This is a genomic window from Citrobacter sp. Cb023, assembly GCF_030336805.1.
GTDB classification, from domain to species: Bacteria; Pseudomonadota; Gammaproteobacteria; order Enterobacterales; family Enterobacteriaceae; genus Citrobacter; species Citrobacter braakii.
The window spans coordinates 691896-713098 of record NZ_JAOWCV010000040.1 but is presented as its reverse complement, the minus strand read 5'-3'; the positions used below and the strand labels follow the sequence as shown (position 1 = coordinate 713098).

Sequence of the window (21203 nt, the reverse complement as noted above, 5' to 3'; positions counted from 1 at the left end):
TGGATATCTGGAGCACAACATGTCTGACGATTTCGATATTATTATTATCGGTGCAGGGATAGCGGGCACCGCTTGTGCTTTACGCTGCGTGCGAGCAGGACTGTCAGTTTTGCTTATTGAACGCGGCGAGCTTCCCGGCAGTAAAAACCTTTCCGGCGGGCGTCTGTATACTCACGCGCTCGGTGAACTTCTTCCCCACTTCCAACATTCAGCCCCACTTGAACGCCGAATTACCCAGGAAAATCTCTCGCTGTTAACTCGCGATGGCGCAACGACGTACTCCAGCCTGCAACCGGATGGAGACTCATGGAGCCTGCTGCGCGCCCGCTTCGACCCGTGGTTTGTCCCCCAGGCCGAGGCCGAAGGCGTACAGTTTATCAGCGGTGTGACGGTCGAGGCGCTCCATATCGAAGAGGGCAGAGTCTGCGGCGTTATTGCCGATAACGAGACGCTGCGCGCCCGTTATGTGGTACTGGCGGAAGGGGCAAACAGCGTACTGGCCGAGCGCTACGGATTCCTGCCGCGTCCCTCGACAACCGCAATGGCATTAGGCATTAAAGAGACTTTGGCGCTGGATAAATCGTTACTTGAGGAACGTTTCCGCTTATCCAATGACGAAGGCGCGGCAATGCTGTTCAGTGGCAATATTTGTGGCGAACTTCCCGGCGGCGCGTTTCTCTATACCAATCAGGAGACGCTCTCTCTGGGCGTGGTTTGTCCGCTCTCCTCTTTGGCACAAAGCGATGTCCCGGCGGCTGAACTGCTGGAGCGGCTCAAGACGCATCCGGCGTTACATCCGCTGCTCAGAGGCAGCGAAACGCTGGAATATGGTGCGCATCTGGTTCCAGAAGGCGGGTTGCACAGCCTGCCCGTACAATATGCAGGAGAAGGCTGGCTGCTGGTGGGCGATGCGCTGCGCAGCTGTGTGAATACCGGTTTCTCCGTTCGCGGCATGGATATGGCGCTCATTGGCGCTCAGGCGGCGGCGCAAACATTGATTAACGCCTGCCGGAAACGCGAGCCGCAAAATCTGTTTCCGGCTTATCACCACGACATCCAGCACAGCCTGCTGTGGGACGTTCTGCAACGTTACCGGGATGTTCCGGCGTTGCTCCAGCGCCCCGGATGGTATCGTCAATGGCCCATGCTGATGGAGGCTATTTCCCATGAAATCTGGCATCAGGGCGACCGCCCGGTAGCCCCGCTGCGCCAGATTGTCTGGCGTCAGTTTCGTCGTCACGGCCTGCGTCATCTGGCAGGCGATATCATCAGGAGCTTACGATGTCTGTAGCCCGTAACGTCTGGCGTCCCGCCGACATTTCACATATTGTTCCTGCGACCGTTGTTGACAGCGAAACGGCACAACGGCTGATCGCATCCTGCCCCGCCGGACTGTTTTCTCTTACGGCGGAAGGTGAGCTACGGGTCAGCTTTCGCGGCTGCCTGGAGTGCGGCACCTGTCGACTGCTGTGTGATGAAAAAACGCTGCAACAGTGGCGCTACCCCGCGTCCGGCTTTGGCATCACTTACCGATTTGGATAATTTAATAGGATAATTTATGCCCCTGTTACACCTGCTCCGCCAGAATCCTGTCATTGCCGCGGTGAAAGACAACGCCAGTCTGCAATTAGCCATCGATTCCGAATGCCAGTTCATCTCTGTTTTGTACGGCAATATCTGCACCATCAGCCATATCGTGAAGAAGATTAAAACTGCCGGTAAATACGCATTTATCCACGTTGATCTGCTGGAGGGCGCGTCTAATAAAGAGGTGGTGATCCAGTTTCTGAAGCTGGTCACCGAGGCCGACGGCATCATCAGTACCAAAGCGTCGATGCTGAAAGCGGCGCGGGCAGAGGGCTTTTTCTGTATTCATCGCCTGTTTATCGTCGACTCCATCTCCTTTCACAACATTGATAAGCAGGTCGCACAGTCGAACCCGGACTGTATTGAAATCCTGCCGGGATGCATGCCAAAAGTGCTGGGATGGGTGACGGAAAAAATACGCCAGCCGTTGATTGCCGGTGGTCTGGTTTGCGATGAAGAGGACGCTCGCAATGCGATGAAAGCTGGTGTAGCAGCGCTTTCAACTACCAACACCGACGTCTGGACGTTAGCGAAAAAGCTGCATTAACCCGAGCCGCCGGATAGCGGTGTAAACACCTGACCCGGCATCCCCCTGAATTAATTTTCTGCGATGGCTGCCAACGCCTCCAGCACCGGCAGCCAGTCATCCACAATCCCGACATCCGCCTGTGAAAAGACCGGCGCTCTGGCGTCACTGTTTATCGCCACCACAAACCGGCTCTGACGAACCCCGGCCATTAGCGCCGCCGCGCCGGATGCCCCCGCGACAATGCAGACATCCGGCGCAAGCAGATGCCCCGATATCCCAATCACGCGCTCAGCGTCAAAACCACCGTTCATCACCCGTGCACGGCTGTATCCCACTTCGGCACCAAACTCCTTACCAAGAGCGGTAATTTTTTCGGCATCGGCGTCACTTCTTCCCTGCCCTACCACCAGCACACGCCCGGCCTGCAACAAAGGATGAGCTGTAACACGGTCGATGCTTTCTACGCTATCCAGCCAGCCCGGAGGTGTGGTGGAGGCAATCCGGCGCTCCACCATCGCTGGCAGCGCGTTGCCCGACGCGCTCGTTTCCGGTTGTCGCGCCAGTGAAAGGCACAAGGGACGCGCGGTGATTTGTAGCCGGGCCGTCAGCGCATTCCCCCAGTGGGATTTCGTCACCAGCCCCTGTTGCGCATCCAGCGTCTGCACCTGGCAAACGCTGCCGCCGTGCAGACGCCAGGCCAGCCGCGTCGCAAGCTCATCCCCCAGCGCACCCGCCGGAAAAATCAGGATGTCGGCTGGCGTCAGCAACCACTGCGTCGCCAGCGCGTCCAGCACCTGCTCCGCCACGTCCGGCATCGGGTCTAGAGTCCAGCGTTCCAGTTCTGCTGCATTAAGCGCGTTTTCTGCAATCCAGCCTGCCAGTGCAGCGCATTCACCCGATTCCGTAATCACAACGATCTTCATGGCTGCATCCTCTGGCGCAAATAATCATTCCACAATATCCGCGCTTTTTCCTGCGCCGTCGCGCCGTCGATAAGCGTGGCGCTGCGCCGCTGCGCCGGTCGCGCCAGCTTCTGACATTGCACGTTCGGAGTTTCATCACTGGACGCTGGCTGACGTAAAATTGCCGCTTTTGCCGCCGCCAGACGCTGACGCATTCCGGGGACGGGAAGCGCAACTTCACCACATTGCCTGACGGCAATCACTGCCGGAAGCCGCACCCGGCAGCGGCGTAACCCGGTTGTCGTTCGCTGTTCGACAACAACAAAAGGCGGCGTCAGCGTAAAACGCTCCACCTGGGTAAAGCAGGGCCAGGCCAACATTTCAGCCATCAAAAATGGCGTTTGCCCGTTCTGCCCTTCGCTACTCTGACAGCCAGTGATAATCAAATCCGCGCCGTGATGACGCTGCCAGTCAGTTATTTGCCGGGCAATGAATTCCGGCGCAAAGCGCAGATCCGCCGTCGTTTCCAGCAACACCGGCTTATCAAAACCCAGCGCGGCAAAATAGCGCAACCAATGAATAGCACGCTCATCGCTAATGCTTAGCGCGGTTAACGTCATATCACAACCTTCACGACGTTGCGCCAGCAGTAATGCCGCAGCCGCCTGCTCATCGGCACCAGGAGAACAGCGCAGCAGCGCGGTGTCCGGGCCACGGGTATCTTCCGTCGCCGCCAGCCAGTCTTTTTCCGCCAACATGCCGGAGTCTGGTTCGGCCTTAAACGCGAACAGAATGTTCATTTGCTCCTCCCTGTCTTTTCTCCACGCTTCCGGCCGCCACCAACGGCAATGCCTTCGTTTCCGGTGCCCATAGCCAGGTCACCACAAATCCAATGAGGAGCACGCCAGCCAGCAGCAGCAACGTGACCTGCATCCCCCATTGCGCCAGCGTCCAGGGCAGCAGGCCGGTGCTGATTGCCGCGCCAAGTCTGCTCATCGACGTCGCAAAACCCACGCCCAGCGAGCGGATATCCGTCGGGAAGCTTTCAGCAGGCAGGATCCCTACCAGATTACTGACCGCAGAAATTGTGGTGCTGAACAGGACAAAAAGCAGCAAAGTTAACGAGCTACCGGACGGCAGAAAAGCCATCACCACCAGCGTGGCAGCCAACAGAAAAAAACTCCCAAGCAGAAACCGGCGGTGCGCCAGCAGATGTGTTAATACCAGCCCCAGCAGTGCGCCAACGATTAACAACGCATTCAGCAGCAGGCTGGCGGTGAGCGCATCCTCCAGGCCGAGGGTCCCGGCAATGGTAGGCAGCCAGGTGTAGATAACAAACCACGGGATCACCAGACAAACAAAAAACACGCTGTTAAACGCGGTTCGCCGCCAGTAGAGGGGGGAAAAGAGCGTTTTGATATGTTTCCCGGACGCCGCAGAAACCTCGTCGCCGAGCAATACGTGCGCCCCAAAATATCGGTGAACAATAGCGTGGGCTTCCGCGAAACGCCCCTGGCGCAGCAGCCAGCGAGGCGATTCCGGCGTCCCCCAGCGAAGCAGGGTAATCAATAGTGCGGGAAGCGCCGCCGACGCCAGCAGCCAGCGCCAGGCATCCGGGCTTTCGGTAATAAAATAGTGCCCCGCCAGGCTTGCCAGCACATAGCCGATGGTCCATACCACGCTAAAAGCCCCCAGCAACACTCCCCGGTGTCGTCGTGGAGAAAATTCGGCCAACAGAGTGTGCCCTACGGAATAATCGCCTCCCAGCCCAATCCCAATCAGAATACGTAACACAATGAGCTGCTCTGGCGAAGTGGCGAAAAGCTGTAAAAAAGAGGCGATGGTGATCAGCACAAAGCTGAAAGTGAAGATCTTCTGTCGACCAATGTGGTCTGAAATCCAGCCCAACACCAGACTACCGAGAAACAACCCGAGCAGCGCCGAGCCGCCAATCATCCCGGTCATAAACGGCGTGAGCTGCATGGCAGGTGTTAACTGAATAATGGCATAGCCGACAACACCAAGAACATAGCCGTCGGTAAGGTGAGCACCAAAGGTCAAGGCGGCAATACGACAGTGAAAACCGTTAAGCGGTAAATCGTCCATTCGCACCGGTGAAGTGTTCATTTCTACCCCTGTCCGGTAAAATTGTGGCTTCCCGATCAGGAAGCCAGCTGATGTTTATTTCTCAATCGGGTAGATCGTTCCCGTGTTCATAATGCCGTTTGGATCAAACTGACGTTTCAGACCTTCCAGCAGCGGCCACGCGCTGCCATGTTCCAGCTTGCTCCAGTGAACGCGGTGCTTACCAATGCCGTGGTGATGTACCATTGAGCCGCCAAGACGGATCGTCTCTTCGCAAATAATCTTGTTAAGCGGGTTGTGGTACTTATCAATCTCCTCTTCCGGCTTGCAGTCCACCACGTTGTAGTCATACACAAAGTACATGTTGGTACCGTTGATATAACTATGGGAAGAGTGACCGCCCAGCATGGTGATGTCATCCGCGTGTGGGAATTCAGTACGAATACGATGGATCACGTTTTCGTAAATTTGATGGATGCAGCTCCAGCTGCCGGAAACTTCCGTCGTAAAGCCCATATTGCCGGTTTTCAGGATCTGTACGCGTTCAGCAGCCACTTTTTCCGGGCCCCAGTTCAGATGGTTAAACCAGTTCTCAATCAGCTTGCTGTCCACACGCTTACACTGTGGATAACGCGCGACGATCTCCGCAATGCCCTCGCCAGTAGCTTGCGCCATTCGCGGATTGCCCTCAGCCATGAAGATCAACACGCATTTCCCGTCAGCGAAGTGAGTGAAGTGCTGGGTACCATCCTCGACGTCATACAGGCGTGCAATCGAAGGACGGTAGCCTTCCACCATCACTTCACGCAGGATGTCGAAACCGATTTTCATATCGTCCAGAATGTAGCCGTAAAAAAGGTTATTTTCCGGCGTGAACTTGAAGATTTTCACTGTTACTTCAGTGATATAGCACAGTGCGCCTTCGTTCCCAATGATGATGTGGCGAATGTCCGGCCCGGCAGCCCGGCGTGGCACGTTCTTGATGCGGGTTACCGTGCCGTCCGGCAGCACCGCCTCCAGCCCCACGACCATATCTTCAATGGCACCGTAAAGAGTGGAGAACTGCCCGATGCTGCGGGTTGCAACCAGGCCGCCCATCTGCGCCAGCGGCTTAGACTGCGGCGAATGCCCGGTGGTATATCCTTTTTCGCGCAATGCATTTTCCAGAATCTCAAGCGGCACGCCGCATTGAGCGGTCGCCTGCATATTTTCAATATCAATGCTTAGGATCTGGTTCATCCCTGTCCCGTCAAGGACCACAGAGTCTTTGACGACGGTTTCCAGACCCCCTTCCGTCGCGGATGCCCCGGTACGCGGAACCCCATTGATTTTATGTTGGTCCATAAACGCCAGAACGCGGGAAACCTGCTCTGTCGAACCGAGTTTTACCACTGCCGCCGGAATGGGCAGCGTGTAAACGCCGTGAATGTCGGCATATTTACGAAAGCGGTCAATACTGTTTTTCTTTAATACCGTTTCATCGGTAATTACGCGTTCGGACCCAACAATTTCTTTTAACTGGTCAACAATCGCTTCGCGAAATAAAGGCATAGCTATTCCTTCCTGATAATTAGCAGAACAATTAATAATACAGAAACTATAGGTAGATATTAGCGAACTAAATAACCGCCATCGACGACCAGTAAATGACCGTTAACATAATTAGAAGCCTGACTGGCAAGGAATATCGCAGCCCCCATTAAATCCTGGGTATCGCCCCAACGATTAGCCGGGATATGATCCAATACGCGCTGATTCGTTTCCGGATTGCTGCGCGTAGCCAGCGTAATATCCGTTGCATAATATCCCGGTGCGATACCGTTAACCTGAATATTATATTGCCCCAATTCATCGCAATACGCCTTGGTAAAACCAGCAAGCGCATGTTTTGTCGCTGAATAAGCCGGAGACCACTGTCCGCCAAGATAAGAGAACAAAGAACAGATATTTATAATTTTACCGCTGTTTTGCGGAATCATAATTTTTGCCGCTTCGTAGCTCAGTTCAAACGCCGCCGTCAGGTTGACGTCAATCATCGGATCCCAGTCCGCACGACCAAAGTCCAGTACCTTATTCAGCTTACAAATTCCGGCGTTGTTCACCAGAATATCAACGGTGCCAAAACGCTCGCAGCAGGCGGCAATAATCTTCTGCGGGGCACCTTTCTCGGTGATATCCACCTGCATGAATTCAACTTCAACACCCTGTTTCTCAATGATTTCCTTCGTTTCACCGTTATCTTTTACAAAACTTGGGATAAACAGATTCGCCCCGGCTTTCGCCAGCGCCATCGCAAAAGCCTGACCCAGACCGCTGTTGCCACCCGTTACGATCGCCGTTTTCCCTTTCAGGGAGAAAAAATTCATTGAGAATGCATTGAGAGATTCGATTGACATAGCTGGCTCCAAATTCCTTTAGGCAAAAAAAAAGAAAGGCAACTTCCCCCGCTAGAGGGAAGTCACCTTTCTCATTATCTCTGGTAACTGGAATGAATTTTTAGCATAACGAGAAAATATCTAACGTGATCAAAATCACAGATGTTTTGTTCATTCTGTATTGATGACTAAAAACAAGAAGCGTGATTATTCTCACACTATAACCCACACTTCCATGTTATTTCTAAGCGCAATTACTAGAGACCTGAGAAAAGTAATCCACCTGAAAGGGCGGTTTACTTTTCTCTTTTTTTTGTCTGCATAAAATGAGAGCCCGATATGCAACAATCCTCATATCGCCGTTGGATAACACTCGCCATTATTAGTTTCAGCGGTGGCGTTAGTTTTGATTTAGCCTATTTACGTTATATCTATCAAATTCCCATGGCAAAATTCATGGGATTTAGCAATACCGAAATTGGATTAATAATGAGTACCTTTGGCGTTGCCGCTATTATTCTGTATGCGCCCAGCGGCGTTATTGCCGATAAATTCTCCCATCGCAAAATGATCACTTCAGCCATGATAATTACCGGCTTGCTCGGTCTGCTGATGATGACCTATCCACCGCTGTGGGTCATGCTCTGTATTCAGGTCGCCTTTGCCATCACGACAATCCTGATGCTGTGGTCGGTATCAATTAAAGCCGCCTCGCTGCTGGGGGATCACAGTGAACAAGGGAAAATCATGGGCTGGATGGAAGGCCTGCGCGGTGTCGGCGTCATGTCGCTGGCGGTATTTACCATGTGGGTCTTTTCTCGCTTCGCACCGGATGACAGCAACAGCCTGAAGGCCGTGATCCTGATTTATAGCGTGGTTTACATCCTGTTGGGAATTTTGTGCTGGTTCTTCGTGAACGATGGCAACAGCCGCAGCCACGGTGCGAAAGAGGATAAGCAGGCGTTTCAGCTCAAAGATATCATCGCCGTGCTGCGTATCAGCACCACCTGGTATTGCAGCATGGTTATTTTTGGCGTCTTTACGATCTACGCCATTCTCAGCTACTCCACCAACTATCTGACTGAAATGTACGGCATGTCGCTGGTCGCGGCGAGCTACATGGGGATCGTCATCAACAAGATCTTCCGGGCTATCTGTGGGCCACTGGGCGGCATCATCACCACCTACAGCAAAATTAAGTCGCCAACGCGCGTGGTGCAACTGCTTTCAATTGTCGGCGCCGCTGCGCTGATTGCCCTGCTGGTGACGAACTCAAATCCGCAGTCCGTAGTTATGGGGATCGGCCTGATTCTGCTGCTGGGCTTCACCTGCTACGCCTCGCGCGGGCTTTACTGGGCCTGTCCCGGCGAGGCCAGAACCCCTTCTTACATCATGGGAACCACCGTAGGGATCTGCTCGGTGATCGGTTTTCTGCCCGACGTGTTCGTCTATCCGATTGTCGGCCACTGGCAGGATACGCTCCCAGCGGCACAAGCCTATCGCAATATGTGGCTGATGGGACTGGCGGCGCTGTGCATGGTCATCCTCTTCACGTTCTTATTGTTTCGCAAAATTCGCACCAACAACGCCGCACCGGAAAAGATAACCTCACTGGCCGCAGAAACCTCCGGCGAGTGAAGATGGAAAATTAAAGGAGAATGACAATGTCAAAGAAATACATCATTGGAATTGATGGCGGAAGTCAGAGTACCAAGGTTGTGATGTACGATCTGGAAGGTAACGTGGTGTGTGAAGGAAAAGGTCTCCTGCAACCGATGTTTACTCCCGACGCCGATACGGCAGAGCATCCGGACGACGATTTATGGGCTTCATTGTGTTTTGCTGGCAAAGACTTAATGAGCCAGTTCGCGGGAGATCCAAAAGACATTGTCGGGATTGGTCTGGGCTCCATTCGCTGCTGTCGCGCATTGCTCAAAGCAGACGGCACGCCCGCTGCGCCATTGATCAGCTGGCAGGACGCGCGCGTCACCCGCCCCTATGAGCACGCCAATCATGATGTGGCTTACGTCACCTCATTTTCAGGTTATTTGTCACATCGCTTAACCGGTGAATTTAAAGACAATATCGCCAACTACTTTGGTCAGTGGCCGGTGGATTACAAAACCTGGACATGGAGCGACGACCCGGAGGTGGTGAAGAAATTCAATATCCCGCGCAGGATGCTGTTCGAGGTGCAGATGCCGGGAACCGTGCTCGGGCACCTGACGGATGCAGCGGCGAAAGCGACCAGCTTCCCCGCCGGATTACCGGTGGTTTGCACCACCAGCGACAAACCGGTAGAGGCCCTGGGCGCAGGATTGCTGGACGACGAAACCGCGGTGATCTCATTAGGCACCTATATCGCCCTGATGATGAACGGCAAAGCGCTGCCCAAAGATCCAATCGCTTATTGGCCAATTATGTCTTCGATTCCGCAAACGCTGCTCTACGAAGGCTATGGCATTCGCAAAGGGATGTGGACGGTCAGTTGGCTGCGGGATATGTTGGGGGAATCACTAATCCAGGATGCGAAAGCACAGGATCTGTCGCCGGAAGATTTGCTGAATAAGAAAGCGGCCAGCGTACCACCCGGTTGCAATGGCCTGATGACCGTCCTGGACTGGCTGACCAACCCGTGGGAACCGTTCAAACGTGGGATCATGATTGGCTTTGACTCCAGCATGGACTACGCCTGGATTTACCGCTCTATTCTGGAGAGCGTTGCGCTGACGCTGAAAAACAATTACGACAATATGTGTAACGAAATGAATCACTTCGCTAAACAAGTTATCATTACGGGCGGCGGTTCAAACAGTGATCTATTCATGCAAATCTTTGCCGACGTGTTCAATCTTCCAGCAAGACGGAATGCCATTAACGGTTGCGCCAGCCTGGGCGCGGCAATTAACACGGCGGTAGGGCTTGGTCTCTATCCGAACTATGAGACCGCGATAGAAAAAATGGTTCGGGTGAAAGATGTATTCACACCAATAGAAAGCAACGCCAGACGCTATGACGCGCTGAACAAAGGGATTTTCCGCGATTTAACCCAGCACACCGATGTGATCCTGAAAAAGTCGTATGAAGTACTGCATGGCGGCCTGAATAACGTCAATTCGATTCAGAGCTGGTCTAACGCATAAGGTTATCCGGCCTGCATGTAGCACTCAATGCAGGCCGATAAACCCATTATCATCAGGCGATATTCAGATATTTATGGGTCTGCATCGACAGACGCCAGTTACGCGCGATACAGGTATCAATACACAAACGCGTAGCATCTTCTTTCTGGCTGATTGGCTGTAAGGCGATGATACGCGGTTTGTCGTCGCTCAACGTAGCCAGCAGTTCATCCAGCGCTTCAATATCGCGAACGCGACCAACCGGATGTTTGATTTCATTCGCACGCTCCAGCGCCTGCGACAGCACATCATAACCGCCGCGCATATTCACCTTCGGCGATACGGTCACCCAGGTATTCGGCGTACAGCGCACTTCGTGGGTACCGCTGGTTTCAATCTGGCAGCTAAAGCCGTTCTTTTCCAGCAGGTCTGTCAGCGGCACCAGGTCATGAATGCAGGGCTCGCCACCGGTTATCACCACGTGACGGGCGGTATAGCCCTGACGCACAATGACCGCCAGCAGATCCTCGCTGCTCGCCGCGCCCCATTTATCGCTCTCTTTGGTCTTAGCCAGGATGCTGTACAGGGAAACTTCCCGATCCTCAAGCTTATCCCAGGTGTGTTTGGTATCGCACCAGGCACAGCCAACCGGGCATCCCTGTAAACGAATAAAAATGGCGGGGACGCCGGTAAAGTAACCCTCACCTTGCAGGGTCTGGAACATCTCGTTAATCGGGTACTGCATAGCGCTCTCAATATGGGGATAAACGATAATTATCGCAGATCCCCGCCAAAGTATCATGCCCCATCGATGCTTTACGCGGCGATCGCCGCGGCAAAGCGTGCCGTAATCTGCTGCGGACGCGTGATAGCCCCTCCAACCACCACGGTATGGGCACCTAATGCCAGGCAACGTGCAGCACGTTCCGGGGTATCGACGTTTCCTTCCGCCACGACCGGTATGCTGACCGCAGCCAACACCTCACGTAAAAAACCGCAGTCGTTTTCCGCCAGCACATGCCCGACAGTGTCAGCGGTATAGCCGTAGAGCGTAGTGCCCACGCAGTCAAACCCCAGACGCTCGGCGGTCACCGCCTCGTCTACAGTGGCGATATCCGCCATCAGCAGTACGGACGGGTAGCGAGCGCGGACTTGTGCGACCAGTTCTTCCAGCGTTTGCCCACCAGGGCGCGGGCGCGCTGTCGCGTCCAGAGCAATAATTTCCGGCTCAACGGTCATCAACTCATCCACTTCCTGCAGGGTGGCCGTGATAAACACATCACTACCCGGATAATCGCGCTTGATAATCCCAATCACCGGCAGTGAGACGATCTCTTTGATAGCGCGAATATCCACCACGCTGTTCGCACGGATACCTACCGCACCGCCCTGTGCTGCCGCCAACGCCATACGCGACATAATAAATGGACTGTGCAGAGGCTCATTTTCCAGCGCCTGACAGGAGACGATTAATTTACCTTTCAGGCAATCCAGTACAGTTTTCATTACGATAAGATCTCTTCGACTTCGTTTTTAATGATGGTGACATGCGGGCCATAAATCACCTGAACACCTTTACCGCGAATAATAACGCCACGTGCTCCGGTCGCTTTCAGCGCCGCTTCATCTACCTTGCTGCTCTCTTTCACCGTCACGCGTAAGCGTGTGGCGCAACAGTCCACCTCTTCCAGATTCTCTTTGCCTCCCAGCCCAGAGATGACTGCCGCAGCGCGTTCACTTTGAGGCAGACCGGATTCAATTGGGGTTACGTTTTCACGCCCAGGTGTCAGCCAGCCAAAGCGGTTAATCAAATAGCGGAAGGTAAAGTAGTAAAGGAAGAACCACGGTATCCCCACCATGGGAACGTACATCCAGTTGGTTTTAGCTTCCCCTTGTAAGACGCCGAAGAGGAGGAAATCGATAAGCCCACCCGAAAAAGTTTGCCCAATAGTGATATGTAAAATATGAGCCATCATAAACGCCAGGCCATCGAAGAAGGCGTGAATGACATATAACACGGGAGCCACAAAGAGGAAGGAGAACTCGATAGGCTCAGTGATCCCCGTCAGGAAAGAGGTCAGGGCTGCCGACAACAGCAGGCCGGCGACAAGCTTTCTGTTCTCCGGCTTGGCAGTGTGGTACATCGCCAGGCATGCGCCAAGCAGGCCAAACATCATGGTAATGAATCGCCCGGACATAAAGCGCGAGGTGCCCGCATAGAACTGCTGCGTATTCGGATCGGCAAGTTGGGCAAAGAAAATCCGCTGCGTACCTTCAACCAACTGGCCGTTGACGATTTCGCTACCGCCAAGCGCCGTCGTCCAGAACGGCAAATAAAAGATATGGTGTAAACCCAGTGGGCCAAGCATACGCAGGATGAAGCCGTACAATAGTGTCCCCAGATAACCCGTCGCATCCACCAGACCACCCAGCCCAAAAATGAGTTTCTGGAAATGCGGCCAAACCACTGTCATGACAGCCCCCACGACAATCGCGGCAAGGGAGCTAATAATCGGTACAAAGCGCGAACCGCTGAAGAAACCAAGGAACTGAGGTAGTGAGACTTTATTGAAACGGCTATGCAGCGCGCAGGTGACAAGACCAATAACCACCCCACCAAACACGCCCGTTTCCAGCGTCTGAATACCCAGCGTCATCCCCTGGCCAACGGCACCCGGGTTCTCGTGCGCCAGTGTCCCGTTGAGGGTCAATAAGGCATTGATAGTGGCATTCATCACCAAAAATGCCAGCAATGCCGCCAGCCCGGCGGTACCTTTATCCGTTTTCGCCAGTCCTACAGCGACACCCACTGCGAACAACACCGAAAGATTGGCAAACACAATAGAACCGGCGCTGGTCATGATTGTGAAGATTGCCTGCAACCAGTCGACATCCAAAAACGGATAAGCCGTCAATGTGTTTGGATTCGACAGTGCGCCGCCAATCCCTAACAACAGTCCCGCGGCGGGCAATACCGCAATCGGCAGCATGAAGGATTTGCCGAAGCGCTGCGCTTTTTCAAACCATGCACCCGATGAGGCGCCGCTAAACATTTGCATCATTTTTTCATCTCCCCGACTAGTGATGAAAATTTTTACCATAATTATTTTTATAAATGAAAATCATCATCAAAAACCAGGAAGCCGATCATACTTTTTTAAAATGACTGGCATCTCTCCCCTGCTTTCCGCCACACTATCAGCAGAGAAACGCATTAAGGATTTTGCATGTCAGAAAATGAAAACCTGCTGCTGAGATTGCGCCAGAGCGTTGACGGATATAGCCGAACACAACAGAAGCTGGGAGAGTTTGTGCTAAGCGATCCGGCAAAAGTTGTCTACCTGACGATTACCGAACTGGCGCGTGAAAGCGACACCAGCGAAGCTAGCGTCACACGGCTGTGCCGTACGCTGGGGTGTAAGGGCTATAACGAGTTCAAAATGGCGCTGGCACTCGATCTCCAGCAAGAACAGCCGGTAGAGCACAGCGGGGATGAAATTGACAATGTGGTCAATGAATCCGTGCAAGCACTGCAGGACACCGCAAAATTACTCGACAGAGCATTACTTGAAGCAGCCGCTCTTGCGCTGCATCAGGCGCAGTCGGTACAGATTTATGGCGTAGCGGCCAGCGCCATTCTGGGGGAGTATTTACATTACAAACTCCTGCGCTTGGGCAAACCCGCACAAATGTTCAGCGATATGCATCGCGCAGCCATGAACGCCACAACGCTAAGCAAAGACACGCTCGTGGTGGCGATTTCCAGCTCAGGCTCCACGCGCGATCTGCTGCATGTCGTTAAACTGGCGCGTAAGCAAGGCGCGCGCGTACTGGCGTTGAGTAATACGCCGCGCAGTCCGTTGGCTTCGCTGAGTGATATTCAACTGGTCGCAGCCAAACCAGAAGGTCCGTTGAGTGCTGGTGCGCTAAACGCCAAGGTGGGAGTGATGCTGTTGGTAGAACTGCTCACCACGTCACTGATTGCTCTGGATGAAAAGTACAGTGATGTGAGCCAGAAAACCGCCAGTGCGACCTTACCGCTACTGCTTTAGTTTAGCGGCATAAAAAAACCCGCCGCAGCGGGTTTTTACGTTAAGAGTTAAAGAACAGGATTACGCCTGACCTTTGATCTCTTTACGACCGTTGTACGGCGCTTGTTCACCCAGAGCTTCTTCGATACGAATCAGCTGGTTGTACTTAGCAACGCGATCAGAACGGCTCATAGAACCGGTTTTGATCTGGCCTGCAGCGGTACCAACAGCCAGGTCAGCGATGGTAGCGTCTTCAGTTTCGCCAGAACGGTGAGAGATGACAGCGGTGTAGCCAGCGTCTTTCGCCATTTTGATCGCAGCCAGAGTTTCGGTCAGAGAACCGATCTGGTTGAATTTGATCAGGATGGAGTTAACGATGCCTTTTTCGATGCCTTCTTTCAGGATCTTGGTGTTGGTTACGAACAGATCGTCACCAACCAGCTGGATTTTGTCGCCCAGAACTTTAGTCTGGTATGCGAAACCGTCCCAGTCAGACTCGTCCAGACCATCTTCGATGGACACGATCGGGTACTGTTTGGTCAGTTCTTCCAGGAAGTGGGTGAATTCTTCGGAGGTGAATGCTTTGTTGCCTTCGCCAGCCAGAACGTATTTACCGTCTTTGTAGAATTCAGAAGCTGCACAGTCCATCGCCAGGGTGATGTCTTTGCCCAGCTCGTAGCCAGCTGCTTTAACCGCTTCAGCGATTACAGCCAGAGCTTCAGCGTTGGAACCCAGGTTCGGCGCGTAGCCGCCTTCGTCACCCACTGCAGTGTTCATACCTTTAGCTTTCAGAACTTTAGCCAGGTTGTGGAACACTTCAGAACCCATACGTACGGCTTCTTTCAGGGTTTTAGCGCCAACCGGCTGAATCATGAACTCCTGGATGTCAACGTTGTTGTCAGCGTGCTCACCACCGTTGATGATGTTCATCATCGGAACCGGCATGGAGTATTTGCCCGGAGTACCGTTCAGTTCAGCGATGTGTGCATACAGCGGCAGGCCTTTAGCAGCAGCAGCTGCTTTGGCGTTCGCCAGGGACACAGCCAGGATGGCGTTTGCACCGAAGTTGGATTTGTTTTCAGTACCGTCCAGATCGATCATGATCTTGTCGATGCCAGCCTGATCTTTAGCATCTTTACCCAGCAGAGCCTGAGCAATTGGGCCGTTAACAGCTGCAACAGCTTTCAGTACGCCTTTACCCATGAAACGGGATTTGTCGCCGTCGCGCAGTTCCAGTGCTTCGCGGGAACCAGTAGAAGCACCTGACGGAGCTGCTGCCATACCAACGAAACCACCTTCCAGGTGTACTTCGGCTTCAACAGTCGGGTTACCACGGGAGTCGATGATTTCACGACCGATGATTTTAACGATTTTGGACATTAGATTTTCCTCAGTACAAGTTAAACTAAAACTCCAGACAAACAATGCACCCGGATGGGTGCATTGCCGTTCTAACTTTTTTACTTCTTACTTCGCCTGACGCTTCTGATGTTCACTGGCGGCTTTCACAAAGCCGGCAAACAGCGGGTGCCCATCACGTGGCGTGGAAGTAAATTCCGGGTGGAACTGACAGGCCACGAACCACGGATGATTCGGTACCTCAATGATCTCGACCAACTGATCATCACCGGAACGGCCTGCAATACGCAGACCCGCAGCTTCAATCTGTTTCAACAGCATATTGTTGACTTCGTAACGGTGGCGATGGCGTTCAACAATTGTCGGCGCGCCGTACAGCTGACGAACCAGGCTATCGTCGCTCAACTGACACTGCTGGGCGCCAAGGCGCATTGTGCCGCCCAGATCGCTCTTCTCGGTACGGACTTCAACGTTGCCGTCTTCATCGCGCCATTCGGTAATCAGGGCCACCACCGGGTACTTACAGTCTGGCACAAATTCCGTGGAGTTGGCGTTATCCATACCCACTACGTTACGTGCAAACTCAATCAACGCAACCTGCATACCCAGGCAAATACCCAGATAAGGAACATTGTTTTCACGCGCAAAGCGCGCTGTCGCGATCTTACCTTCAACACCACGGTAGCCGAAGCCGCCAGGGATCAGGATTGCATCAAGACCTTTCAGGATCTCAACGCCGCGCGTTTCGACATCTTGCGAATCGATCAGCTTAATGTTGACGGTGACACGATTCTTCAGACCACCGTGCTTCAATGCTTCGATAACTGACTTATAGGCATCCGGCAGTTCAATATACTTGCCGACCATACCGATAGTCACTTCGCCTGCCGGATTCGCTTCTTCGTAGATAACCTGTTCCCATTCTGACAGATTAGCTTCCGGACAGTTCAAGCTGAATCGTTTACAAATATAATCGTCAAGGCCCTGGGATTTCAACAGGCCTGGAATTTTATAGATGGAATCGACATCTTTCATTGAAATAACGGCTTTTTCTGGCACGTTACAGAACAATGCAATTTTTGCACGTTCGTTGGCCGGAACCGCGCGATCGGAACGACAGATCAGAATGTCAGGCTGGATACCAATCGACAGCAACTCTTTTACCGAGTGCTGAGTCGGTTTAGTTTTGACTTCACCGGCAGCGGCCAGGTAAGGAACCAGAGTCAGGTGCATGAACAGCGCGTGTTCACGACCGATATCTACCGCTAATTGGCGAATCGCTTCCAGGAATGGCAGGGATTCGATATCACCGACCGTACCGCCGATTTCAACCAGAACGACGTCATGACCTTCGCCACCGGCAAGGACACGCTCTTTAATCGCGTTGGTGATGTGCGGGATAACCTGTACGGTTGCACCCAGATAGTCGCCACGGCGCTCTTTGCGCAGGACATCGGAGTAAATTCGACCGGTAGTGAAGTTATTGCGGCGAGTCATTTTGGTACGAATGAAACGCTCATAGTGACCCAGGTCCAGGTCGGTTTCAGCGCCGTCTTCAGTAACGAACACTTCCCCGTGTTGGATTGGACTCATAGTACCTGGATCGACGTTGATGTACGGATCCAGTTTCATCATGGTCACGTTGAGGCCACGAGCCTCAAGAATGGCTGCCAGGGAGGCTGCGGCAATGCCTTTACCCAGAGAGGATACGACCCCGCCGGTCACAAAAATATAGTTCGTTGTCATGCTGGACCTGAGAAGTTAGGGTGAAACGATGGAATTACCAAGACGGGAAAGTAGTATACCCGAACATGACGAGCGCCACAAACTTTCATTATTCCTCCTCTTCACCAGGCTCACATAAACATCGGGAGTGAGAAAATAGCCCCTTTGGGGTAAATGTTTTTGACGTAAATCAAGCGCTTGTTATTTAAAAAATCACACAAATCGCCCTTGACCGACGAAATCCCTTAGAGATCAATTTCCTGCCGTTTTACCTGTTGCCAGACTTCTTCCATAGTTTCCAGATCAACACCAGTCATTTCCAGACCCCGAGCCGCTACAATTCGCTCAACCTCACGAAAACGGCGCTCAAATTTCTCGTTCGCTTTTTGCAATGCGATCTCAGCTTTAGTGCCTAAATGCCGAGCCATATTGACCGTCGCAAACAACAGGTCGCCCATTTCCTCCTCCAGTTTAGCCTGGTCGACAACAGCCTGCTTCGCCTCAAACATGACTTCATCGATCTCTTCGTAAACCTTGTCGACAACCGGTCCTAATGTTTTCCAGTCGAAGCCAACATTAGAGCAGCGTTTCTGGATTTTTTGGGCGCGCATTAACGCCGGTAAACTACGGGGAATATCGTCGAGTGCGGAATGCTGCGCCTTCTGGGCGCGTTCTTCGCTTTTGATTTGCTCCCAGCGGGTCAACACCTCAGTGCTGTTACTGGCAGAAACATCAGCAAAAACATGTGGGTGGCGACGCTCAAGCTTATCGCTGATGGCGGCGCAAATATCATTGAAATCGAAACGTCCTTCTTCCTGCGCCATCTGGGCGTAAAACACCACCTGGAACAGCAAGTCACCCAGCTCTCCACGCAGGTCGTCGAAGTCTTCCCGCGCAATTGCGTCCAGCACTTCATAGGTTTCTTCGAGGGTGTAAGGGGCAATAGTGGCGAATGTCTGCTCTTTATCCCAGGGACAACCGTTTTCCGGGTCGCGCAGGCGCTGCATAATACCGAGCAGTCGGTCGATTTGATTCATTGGAATATCCTGAAATTTCAATACGCGAGGCCAGATAAGACGACAGCCGATATCCGGCAACATGGCAATGCCTGATGGCAACGCTAACGCGCCTCACCAGGCATGCAAACTTATCTGGCCTATAAAATAATTAATTACCGTGCAGACGACGTGCGTCGATCACATCCGGCACCTGGTTCAGCTTGCCAAGCACGCGCCCGAGCACCTGCAGGTTATAGATTTCGATGGTCATATCGATGGTAGCCAACTGCTGTTTGGTATCACTCCGGCTGGCAACCCCCAGCACGTTCACCTTCTCGTTGGCAAGAATCGTGGTGATATCACGTAATAAGCCGCTGCGATCGTTAGCCTGGACGCGAACCACCAGCGAATATCCTGCCGAGTAGCTTTCGCCCCAAACCGCATCAACAATACGTTCCGGCGCATGGGAGCGCAGCTCGGTCAACTGTTCGCAATCCGCCCGGTGCACGGAAATACCGCGGCCCTGAGTGATAAACCCGACAATTTCATCGCCTGGAATCGGCTGGCAGCAGCGCGCGATGTGGTGCATCAGGTTACCCACCCCTTCCACCACCACGCGACCATCGTCTTTACGGCGACTCTGCGGCGCCTGCGTTTTCTGCTGAAGCTGTTTCAGCGCGGCGGCATCCTGTTCGGCTGCGCTCGGCTTATTAAACTGCGCCTGCAGGAAGTTCACCATCTGGTTGAGGCGAATGTCCCCCCCACCAATCGCCGCCAGCAGCTCATCCAGCTCATTGAAGCTGTAGCGCGGCAGCAGGTGCTTTTCCGCTTCTTTCAGGCTAATGCCTAAATGCGCCAGCTCATCGTCGAGGATCTGGCGGCCAGCAAGGATGTTTTTGTCGCGGTCCTGTTTACGGAACCAGGCGTGGATCTTCGAACGCCCCCGACTGGTGGTGACATAGCCGAGGTTAGGGTTCAGCCAGTCGCGGCTTGGGTTGGGCTGTTTCTGGGTGATAATTTCAATTTGATCGCCCATCTGCAGCTGGTAGGTAAACGGTACGATGCGTCCGCCAATTTTCGCGCCAATGCAACGATGCCCCACATCACTGTGAATATGATAAGCAAAATCGAGCGGTGTGGAGCCCGCAGGTAAGTCCACAACGTCGCCTTTTGGCGTAAAGACGTACACTCGGTCATCAAAGACCTGGCTACGGACTTCATCCAGCATTTCGCCAGAGTCCGCCATCTCTTCCTGCCAGGCGATCAGCTTACGCAGCCATGCAATACGATCTTCATGACCAGAACGCGCCACGCCGGAAGCAGTGCCCTCTTTGTACTTCCAGTGTGCCGCAACGCCCAGTTCGGCATCTTCATGCATCTGTTTCGTACGGATCTGAATTTCAATGGTTTTGCCGCCCGGTCCCAGCACAACCGTATGAATTGACTGATAGCCGTTGGGTTTCGGGTTAGCGACATAGTCATCGAACTCATCCGGCAGATGGCGATAGTGAGTATGCACTATCCCGAGCGCGGCATAGCAGTCCTGTAAACGCTCCGCCACGATACGCACCGCGCGCACGTCGAAAAGTTCATCGAAGGCCAGCTGCTTTTTCTGCATTTTGCGCCAGATGCTGTAGATGTGTTTCGGACGTCCGTACACTTCGGCTTTGACGCCTTCCGTTTTCATCTCTGAGCGCAAATGACCGACGAACTCATCAATGTAATGCTCGCGATCGATGCGACGTTCGTGCAGCAGCTTGGCAATACGTTTGTATTCAGCCGGGTGCAGGTAACGGAAGCAGTAATCTTCCAGTTCCCATTTTAATTGCCCGATACCCAAACGGTTGGCCAGCGGCGCATAGATATTGGTGCACTCTTTTGCCGCCAGAACGCGTTCATCTTCCGGTGCGTCCTTCACTTCACGCAGATGTGCAATCCGCTCCGCCAGCTTGATGACCACACAGCGGAAATCATCCACCATTGCCAGCAGCATGCGGCGAACGTTATCGACCTGTTCGGAAGAGACTGAATCGGTATGAGTGGCCTTAAGCTGGCGTATTGCCGCCATATCCCGCACGCCGTGGATAAGATGAACAATGGATTTGCCCACGCTCTCGCGCAGGATGTCTTCACTGACCACGTTGGCATCTGCCAGAGGGAACAGCATTGCTGCGCGCAGCGTGTCGATATCCATGCTCAACATGGAGAGTATTTCAACCATCTCCACGCCACGCCACAGCAGCAGATCCGCATCCGGATGCCCCTGTGTCTGCTGCTGGCAGTACGCCCAGGTTTCGGCTAAGCGTTCACACGACTGCTGGCTGGAGATCCCCAGACTCGCGATCCATTTCTTTGGATCAAACTCACCAGCTTTATTTATATGTGCACTTCTTACCGCAACCATTGTCCTCTCCTTAAGGGGCCTGGCCTGTCGAAGTCGACAAGCCATACCCATTGTCTTTCACGCTGCATTACCACCCGAAATCCAAT

General features: G+C 53.2%; 17 protein-coding genes and 1 pseudogene. 6 read left to right on the top strand and 12 right to left on the bottom strand.

All coding sequences use genetic code 11. The annotated features are described in order from the left end of the window. Positions 1-19 precede the first annotated feature (19 nt). The 3 genes from OGW44_RS24195 to OGW44_RS24185 are packed head-to-tail and all read left to right on the top strand — an operon-like array spanning position 20 to position 2134. The gene (locus tag OGW44_RS24195) at positions 20-1291 is read left to right on the top strand and encodes an FAD-dependent oxidoreductase (RefSeq protein WP_185654466.1); all 1272 of its coding nucleotides are present in this window, start codon (positions 20-22) and stop codon (positions 1289-1291) included. Next, positions 1282-1542, top strand: a complete 261-nt coding sequence (locus OGW44_RS24190; protein WP_075847512.1) for a ferredoxin family protein — start codon at positions 1282-1284, stop codon at positions 1540-1542. Before OGW44_RS24195 ends, OGW44_RS24190 begins: the two co-directional genes overlap by 10 nt. A 16-nt stretch (positions 1543-1558) precedes the next feature. Further along, positions 1559-2134, top strand: a complete 576-nt coding sequence (locus OGW44_RS24185) for a glycerol-3-phosphate responsive antiterminator (RefSeq protein ID WP_016154221.1) — start codon at positions 1559-1561, stop codon at positions 2132-2134. Between the two features lie 50 nt (positions 2135-2184). Here OGW44_RS24185 and OGW44_RS24180 read toward each other — a convergent pair whose 3' ends face one another. The 5 genes and pseudogenes from OGW44_RS24180 to OGW44_RS24160 all read right to left on the bottom strand — a co-directional run bounded on the left by OGW44_RS24180 (position 2185) and on the right by OGW44_RS24160 (position 7499). Continuing rightward, positions 2185-3039, bottom strand: a complete 855-nt coding sequence (locus tag OGW44_RS24180) for an electron transfer flavoprotein subunit alpha/FixB family protein (RefSeq protein ID WP_016157339.1) — start codon at positions 3037-3039, stop codon at positions 2185-2187. Beyond that, positions 3036-3818: an adenine nucleotide alpha hydrolase family protein gene (locus OGW44_RS24175; RefSeq protein WP_016157340.1), complete on the bottom strand. Its 783-nt coding sequence runs from the start codon at positions 3816-3818 to the stop codon at positions 3036-3038. Before OGW44_RS24175 ends, OGW44_RS24180 begins: the two co-directional genes overlap by 4 nt. Further along, positions 3796-5154, bottom strand: a pseudogene (locus OGW44_RS24170) (MFS transporter); the annotation flags it as partial. The gene OGW44_RS24175 and the pseudogene OGW44_RS24170, both read right to left, overlap by 23 nt. Before the next feature lie 45 nt (positions 5155-5199). Then, a complete protein-coding gene (locus OGW44_RS24165) occupies positions 5200-6654 on the bottom strand; it encodes an FAD-binding oxidoreductase (protein WP_185654465.1) in 1455 nt (484 codons plus the stop codon). A 59-nt stretch (positions 6655-6713) separates the two neighbouring features. After that, positions 6714-7499, bottom strand: a complete 786-nt coding sequence (locus OGW44_RS24160) for an SDR family oxidoreductase (protein ID WP_016154226.1) — start codon at positions 7497-7499, stop codon at positions 6714-6716. 318 nt (positions 7500-7817) lie between these two features. Between OGW44_RS24160 and OGW44_RS24155 the strand changes: the two genes are divergently transcribed. Further along, positions 7818-9116, top strand: coding sequence for an MFS transporter (locus tag OGW44_RS24155; protein WP_103284164.1), 1299 nt, complete (start codon positions 7818-7820; stop codon positions 9114-9116). Between the two features lie 26 nt (positions 9117-9142). Then, positions 9143-10621 (top strand): FGGY-family carbohydrate kinase, encoded by a 1479-nt coding sequence (locus OGW44_RS24150; RefSeq protein ID WP_185654464.1) that lies wholly within the window; start codon positions 9143-9145, stop codon positions 10619-10621. 52 nt (positions 10622-10673) lie between these two features. On the opposite strand, the gene queE is transcribed toward OGW44_RS24150, so the two are convergent. From queE to OGW44_RS24135, 3 genes are all read right to left on the bottom strand, one after another. Then, positions 10674-11345, bottom strand: coding sequence for a 7-carboxy-7-deazaguanine synthase QueE (gene queE / locus OGW44_RS24145; RefSeq protein ID WP_185654463.1), 672 nt, complete (start codon positions 11343-11345; stop codon positions 10674-10676). A gap of 71 nt (positions 11346-11416) precedes the next feature. Continuing rightward, positions 11417-12106 carry an N-acetylmannosamine-6-phosphate 2-epimerase gene (locus OGW44_RS24140; protein ID WP_016154230.1) on the bottom strand — a complete coding sequence of 230 codons (690 nt, stop codon included), beginning with the start codon at positions 12104-12106 and terminating at the stop codon, positions 11417-11419. Beyond that, a complete protein-coding gene (locus OGW44_RS24135) occupies positions 12106-13662 on the bottom strand; it encodes a maltose/glucose-specific PTS transporter subunit IIC (protein ID WP_016157348.1) in 1557 nt (518 codons plus the stop codon). Before OGW44_RS24135 ends, OGW44_RS24140 begins: the two co-directional genes overlap by 1 nt. A 165-nt stretch (positions 13663-13827) precedes the next feature. Here OGW44_RS24135 and OGW44_RS24130 point away from each other — a divergent pair, with 165 nt between their 5' ends. Continuing rightward, the gene (locus tag OGW44_RS24130) at positions 13828-14652 is read left to right on the top strand and encodes a MurR/RpiR family transcriptional regulator (RefSeq protein ID WP_049040365.1); all 825 of its coding nucleotides are present in this window, start codon (positions 13828-13830) and stop codon (positions 14650-14652) included. A 60-nt stretch (positions 14653-14712) separates the two neighbouring features. On the opposite strand, the gene eno is transcribed toward OGW44_RS24130, so the two are convergent. The 4 genes from eno to relA all read right to left on the bottom strand — a co-directional run bounded on the left by eno (position 14713) and on the right by relA (position 21117). After that, entirely contained in the window at positions 14713-16011 is a 1299-nt protein-coding gene (eno, locus tag OGW44_RS24125; protein ID WP_003034129.1) for a phosphopyruvate hydratase, read from the bottom strand. Positions 16012-16098: 87 nt separating this feature from the next. Next, entirely contained in the window at positions 16099-17736 is a 1638-nt protein-coding gene (gene pyrG / locus OGW44_RS24120; RefSeq protein ID WP_016154233.1) for a glutamine hydrolyzing CTP synthase, read from the bottom strand. Positions 17737-17960: 224 nt separating this feature from the next. Then, entirely contained in the window at positions 17961-18752 is a 792-nt protein-coding gene (gene mazG, locus OGW44_RS24115) for a nucleoside triphosphate pyrophosphohydrolase (protein ID WP_049040397.1), read from the bottom strand. 130 nt (positions 18753-18882) lie between these two features. Further along, a complete protein-coding gene (relA, locus tag OGW44_RS24110; protein WP_016154235.1) occupies positions 18883-21117 on the bottom strand; it encodes a GTP diphosphokinase in 2235 nt (744 codons plus the stop codon). Positions 21118-21203 lie beyond the last annotated feature (86 nt).

Coding starts and splice junctions, on each gene's coding strand:
- OGW44_RS24155 (WP_103284164.1), top strand. CDS start 7,818: ATGCAACAATCCTCATATCGCCGTTGGATAACACTCGCCATTATTAGT.
- relA (WP_016154235.1), bottom strand. CDS start 21,117: ATGGTTGCGGTAAGAAGTGCACATATAAATAAAGCTGGTGAGTTTGAT.
- OGW44_RS24175 (WP_016157340.1), bottom strand. CDS start 3,818: ATGAACATTCTGTTCGCGTTTAAGGCCGAACCAGACTCCGGCATGTTG.
- OGW44_RS24190 (WP_075847512.1), top strand. CDS start 1,282: ATGTCTGTAGCCCGTAACGTCTGGCGTCCCGCCGACATTTCACATATT.
- OGW44_RS24165 (WP_185654465.1), bottom strand. CDS start 6,654: ATGCCTTTATTTCGCGAAGCGATTGTTGACCAGTTAAAAGAAATTGTT.
- OGW44_RS24160 (WP_016154226.1), bottom strand. CDS start 7,499: ATGTCAATCGAATCTCTCAATGCATTCTCAATGAATTTTTTCTCCCTG.
- OGW44_RS24195 (WP_185654466.1), top strand. CDS start 20: ATGTCTGACGATTTCGATATTATTATTATCGGTGCAGGGATAGCGGGC.
- queE (WP_185654463.1), bottom strand. CDS start 11,345: ATGCAGTACCCGATTAACGAGATGTTCCAGACCCTGCAAGGTGAGGGT.
- eno (WP_003034129.1), bottom strand. CDS start 16,011: ATGTCCAAAATCGTTAAAATCATCGGTCGTGAAATCATCGACTCCCGT.
- OGW44_RS24140 (WP_016154230.1), bottom strand. CDS start 12,106: ATGAAAACTGTACTGGATTGCCTGAAAGGTAAATTAATCGTCTCCTGT.
- OGW44_RS24185 (WP_016154221.1), top strand. CDS start 1,559: ATGCCCCTGTTACACCTGCTCCGCCAGAATCCTGTCATTGCCGCGGTG.
- OGW44_RS24135 (WP_016157348.1), bottom strand. CDS start 13,662: ATGATGCAAATGTTTAGCGGCGCCTCATCGGGTGCATGGTTTGAAAAA.
- OGW44_RS24130 (WP_049040365.1), top strand. CDS start 13,828: ATGTCAGAAAATGAAAACCTGCTGCTGAGATTGCGCCAGAGCGTTGAC.
- pyrG (WP_016154233.1), bottom strand. CDS start 17,736: ATGACAACGAACTATATTTTTGTGACCGGCGGGGTCGTATCCTCTCTG.
- OGW44_RS24180 (WP_016157339.1), bottom strand. CDS start 3,039: ATGAAGATCGTTGTGATTACGGAATCGGGTGAATGCGCTGCACTGGCA.
- OGW44_RS24150 (WP_185654464.1), top strand. CDS start 9,143: ATGTCAAAGAAATACATCATTGGAATTGATGGCGGAAGTCAGAGTACC.
- mazG (WP_049040397.1), bottom strand. CDS start 18,752: ATGAATCAAATCGACCGACTGCTCGGTATTATGCAGCGCCTGCGCGAC.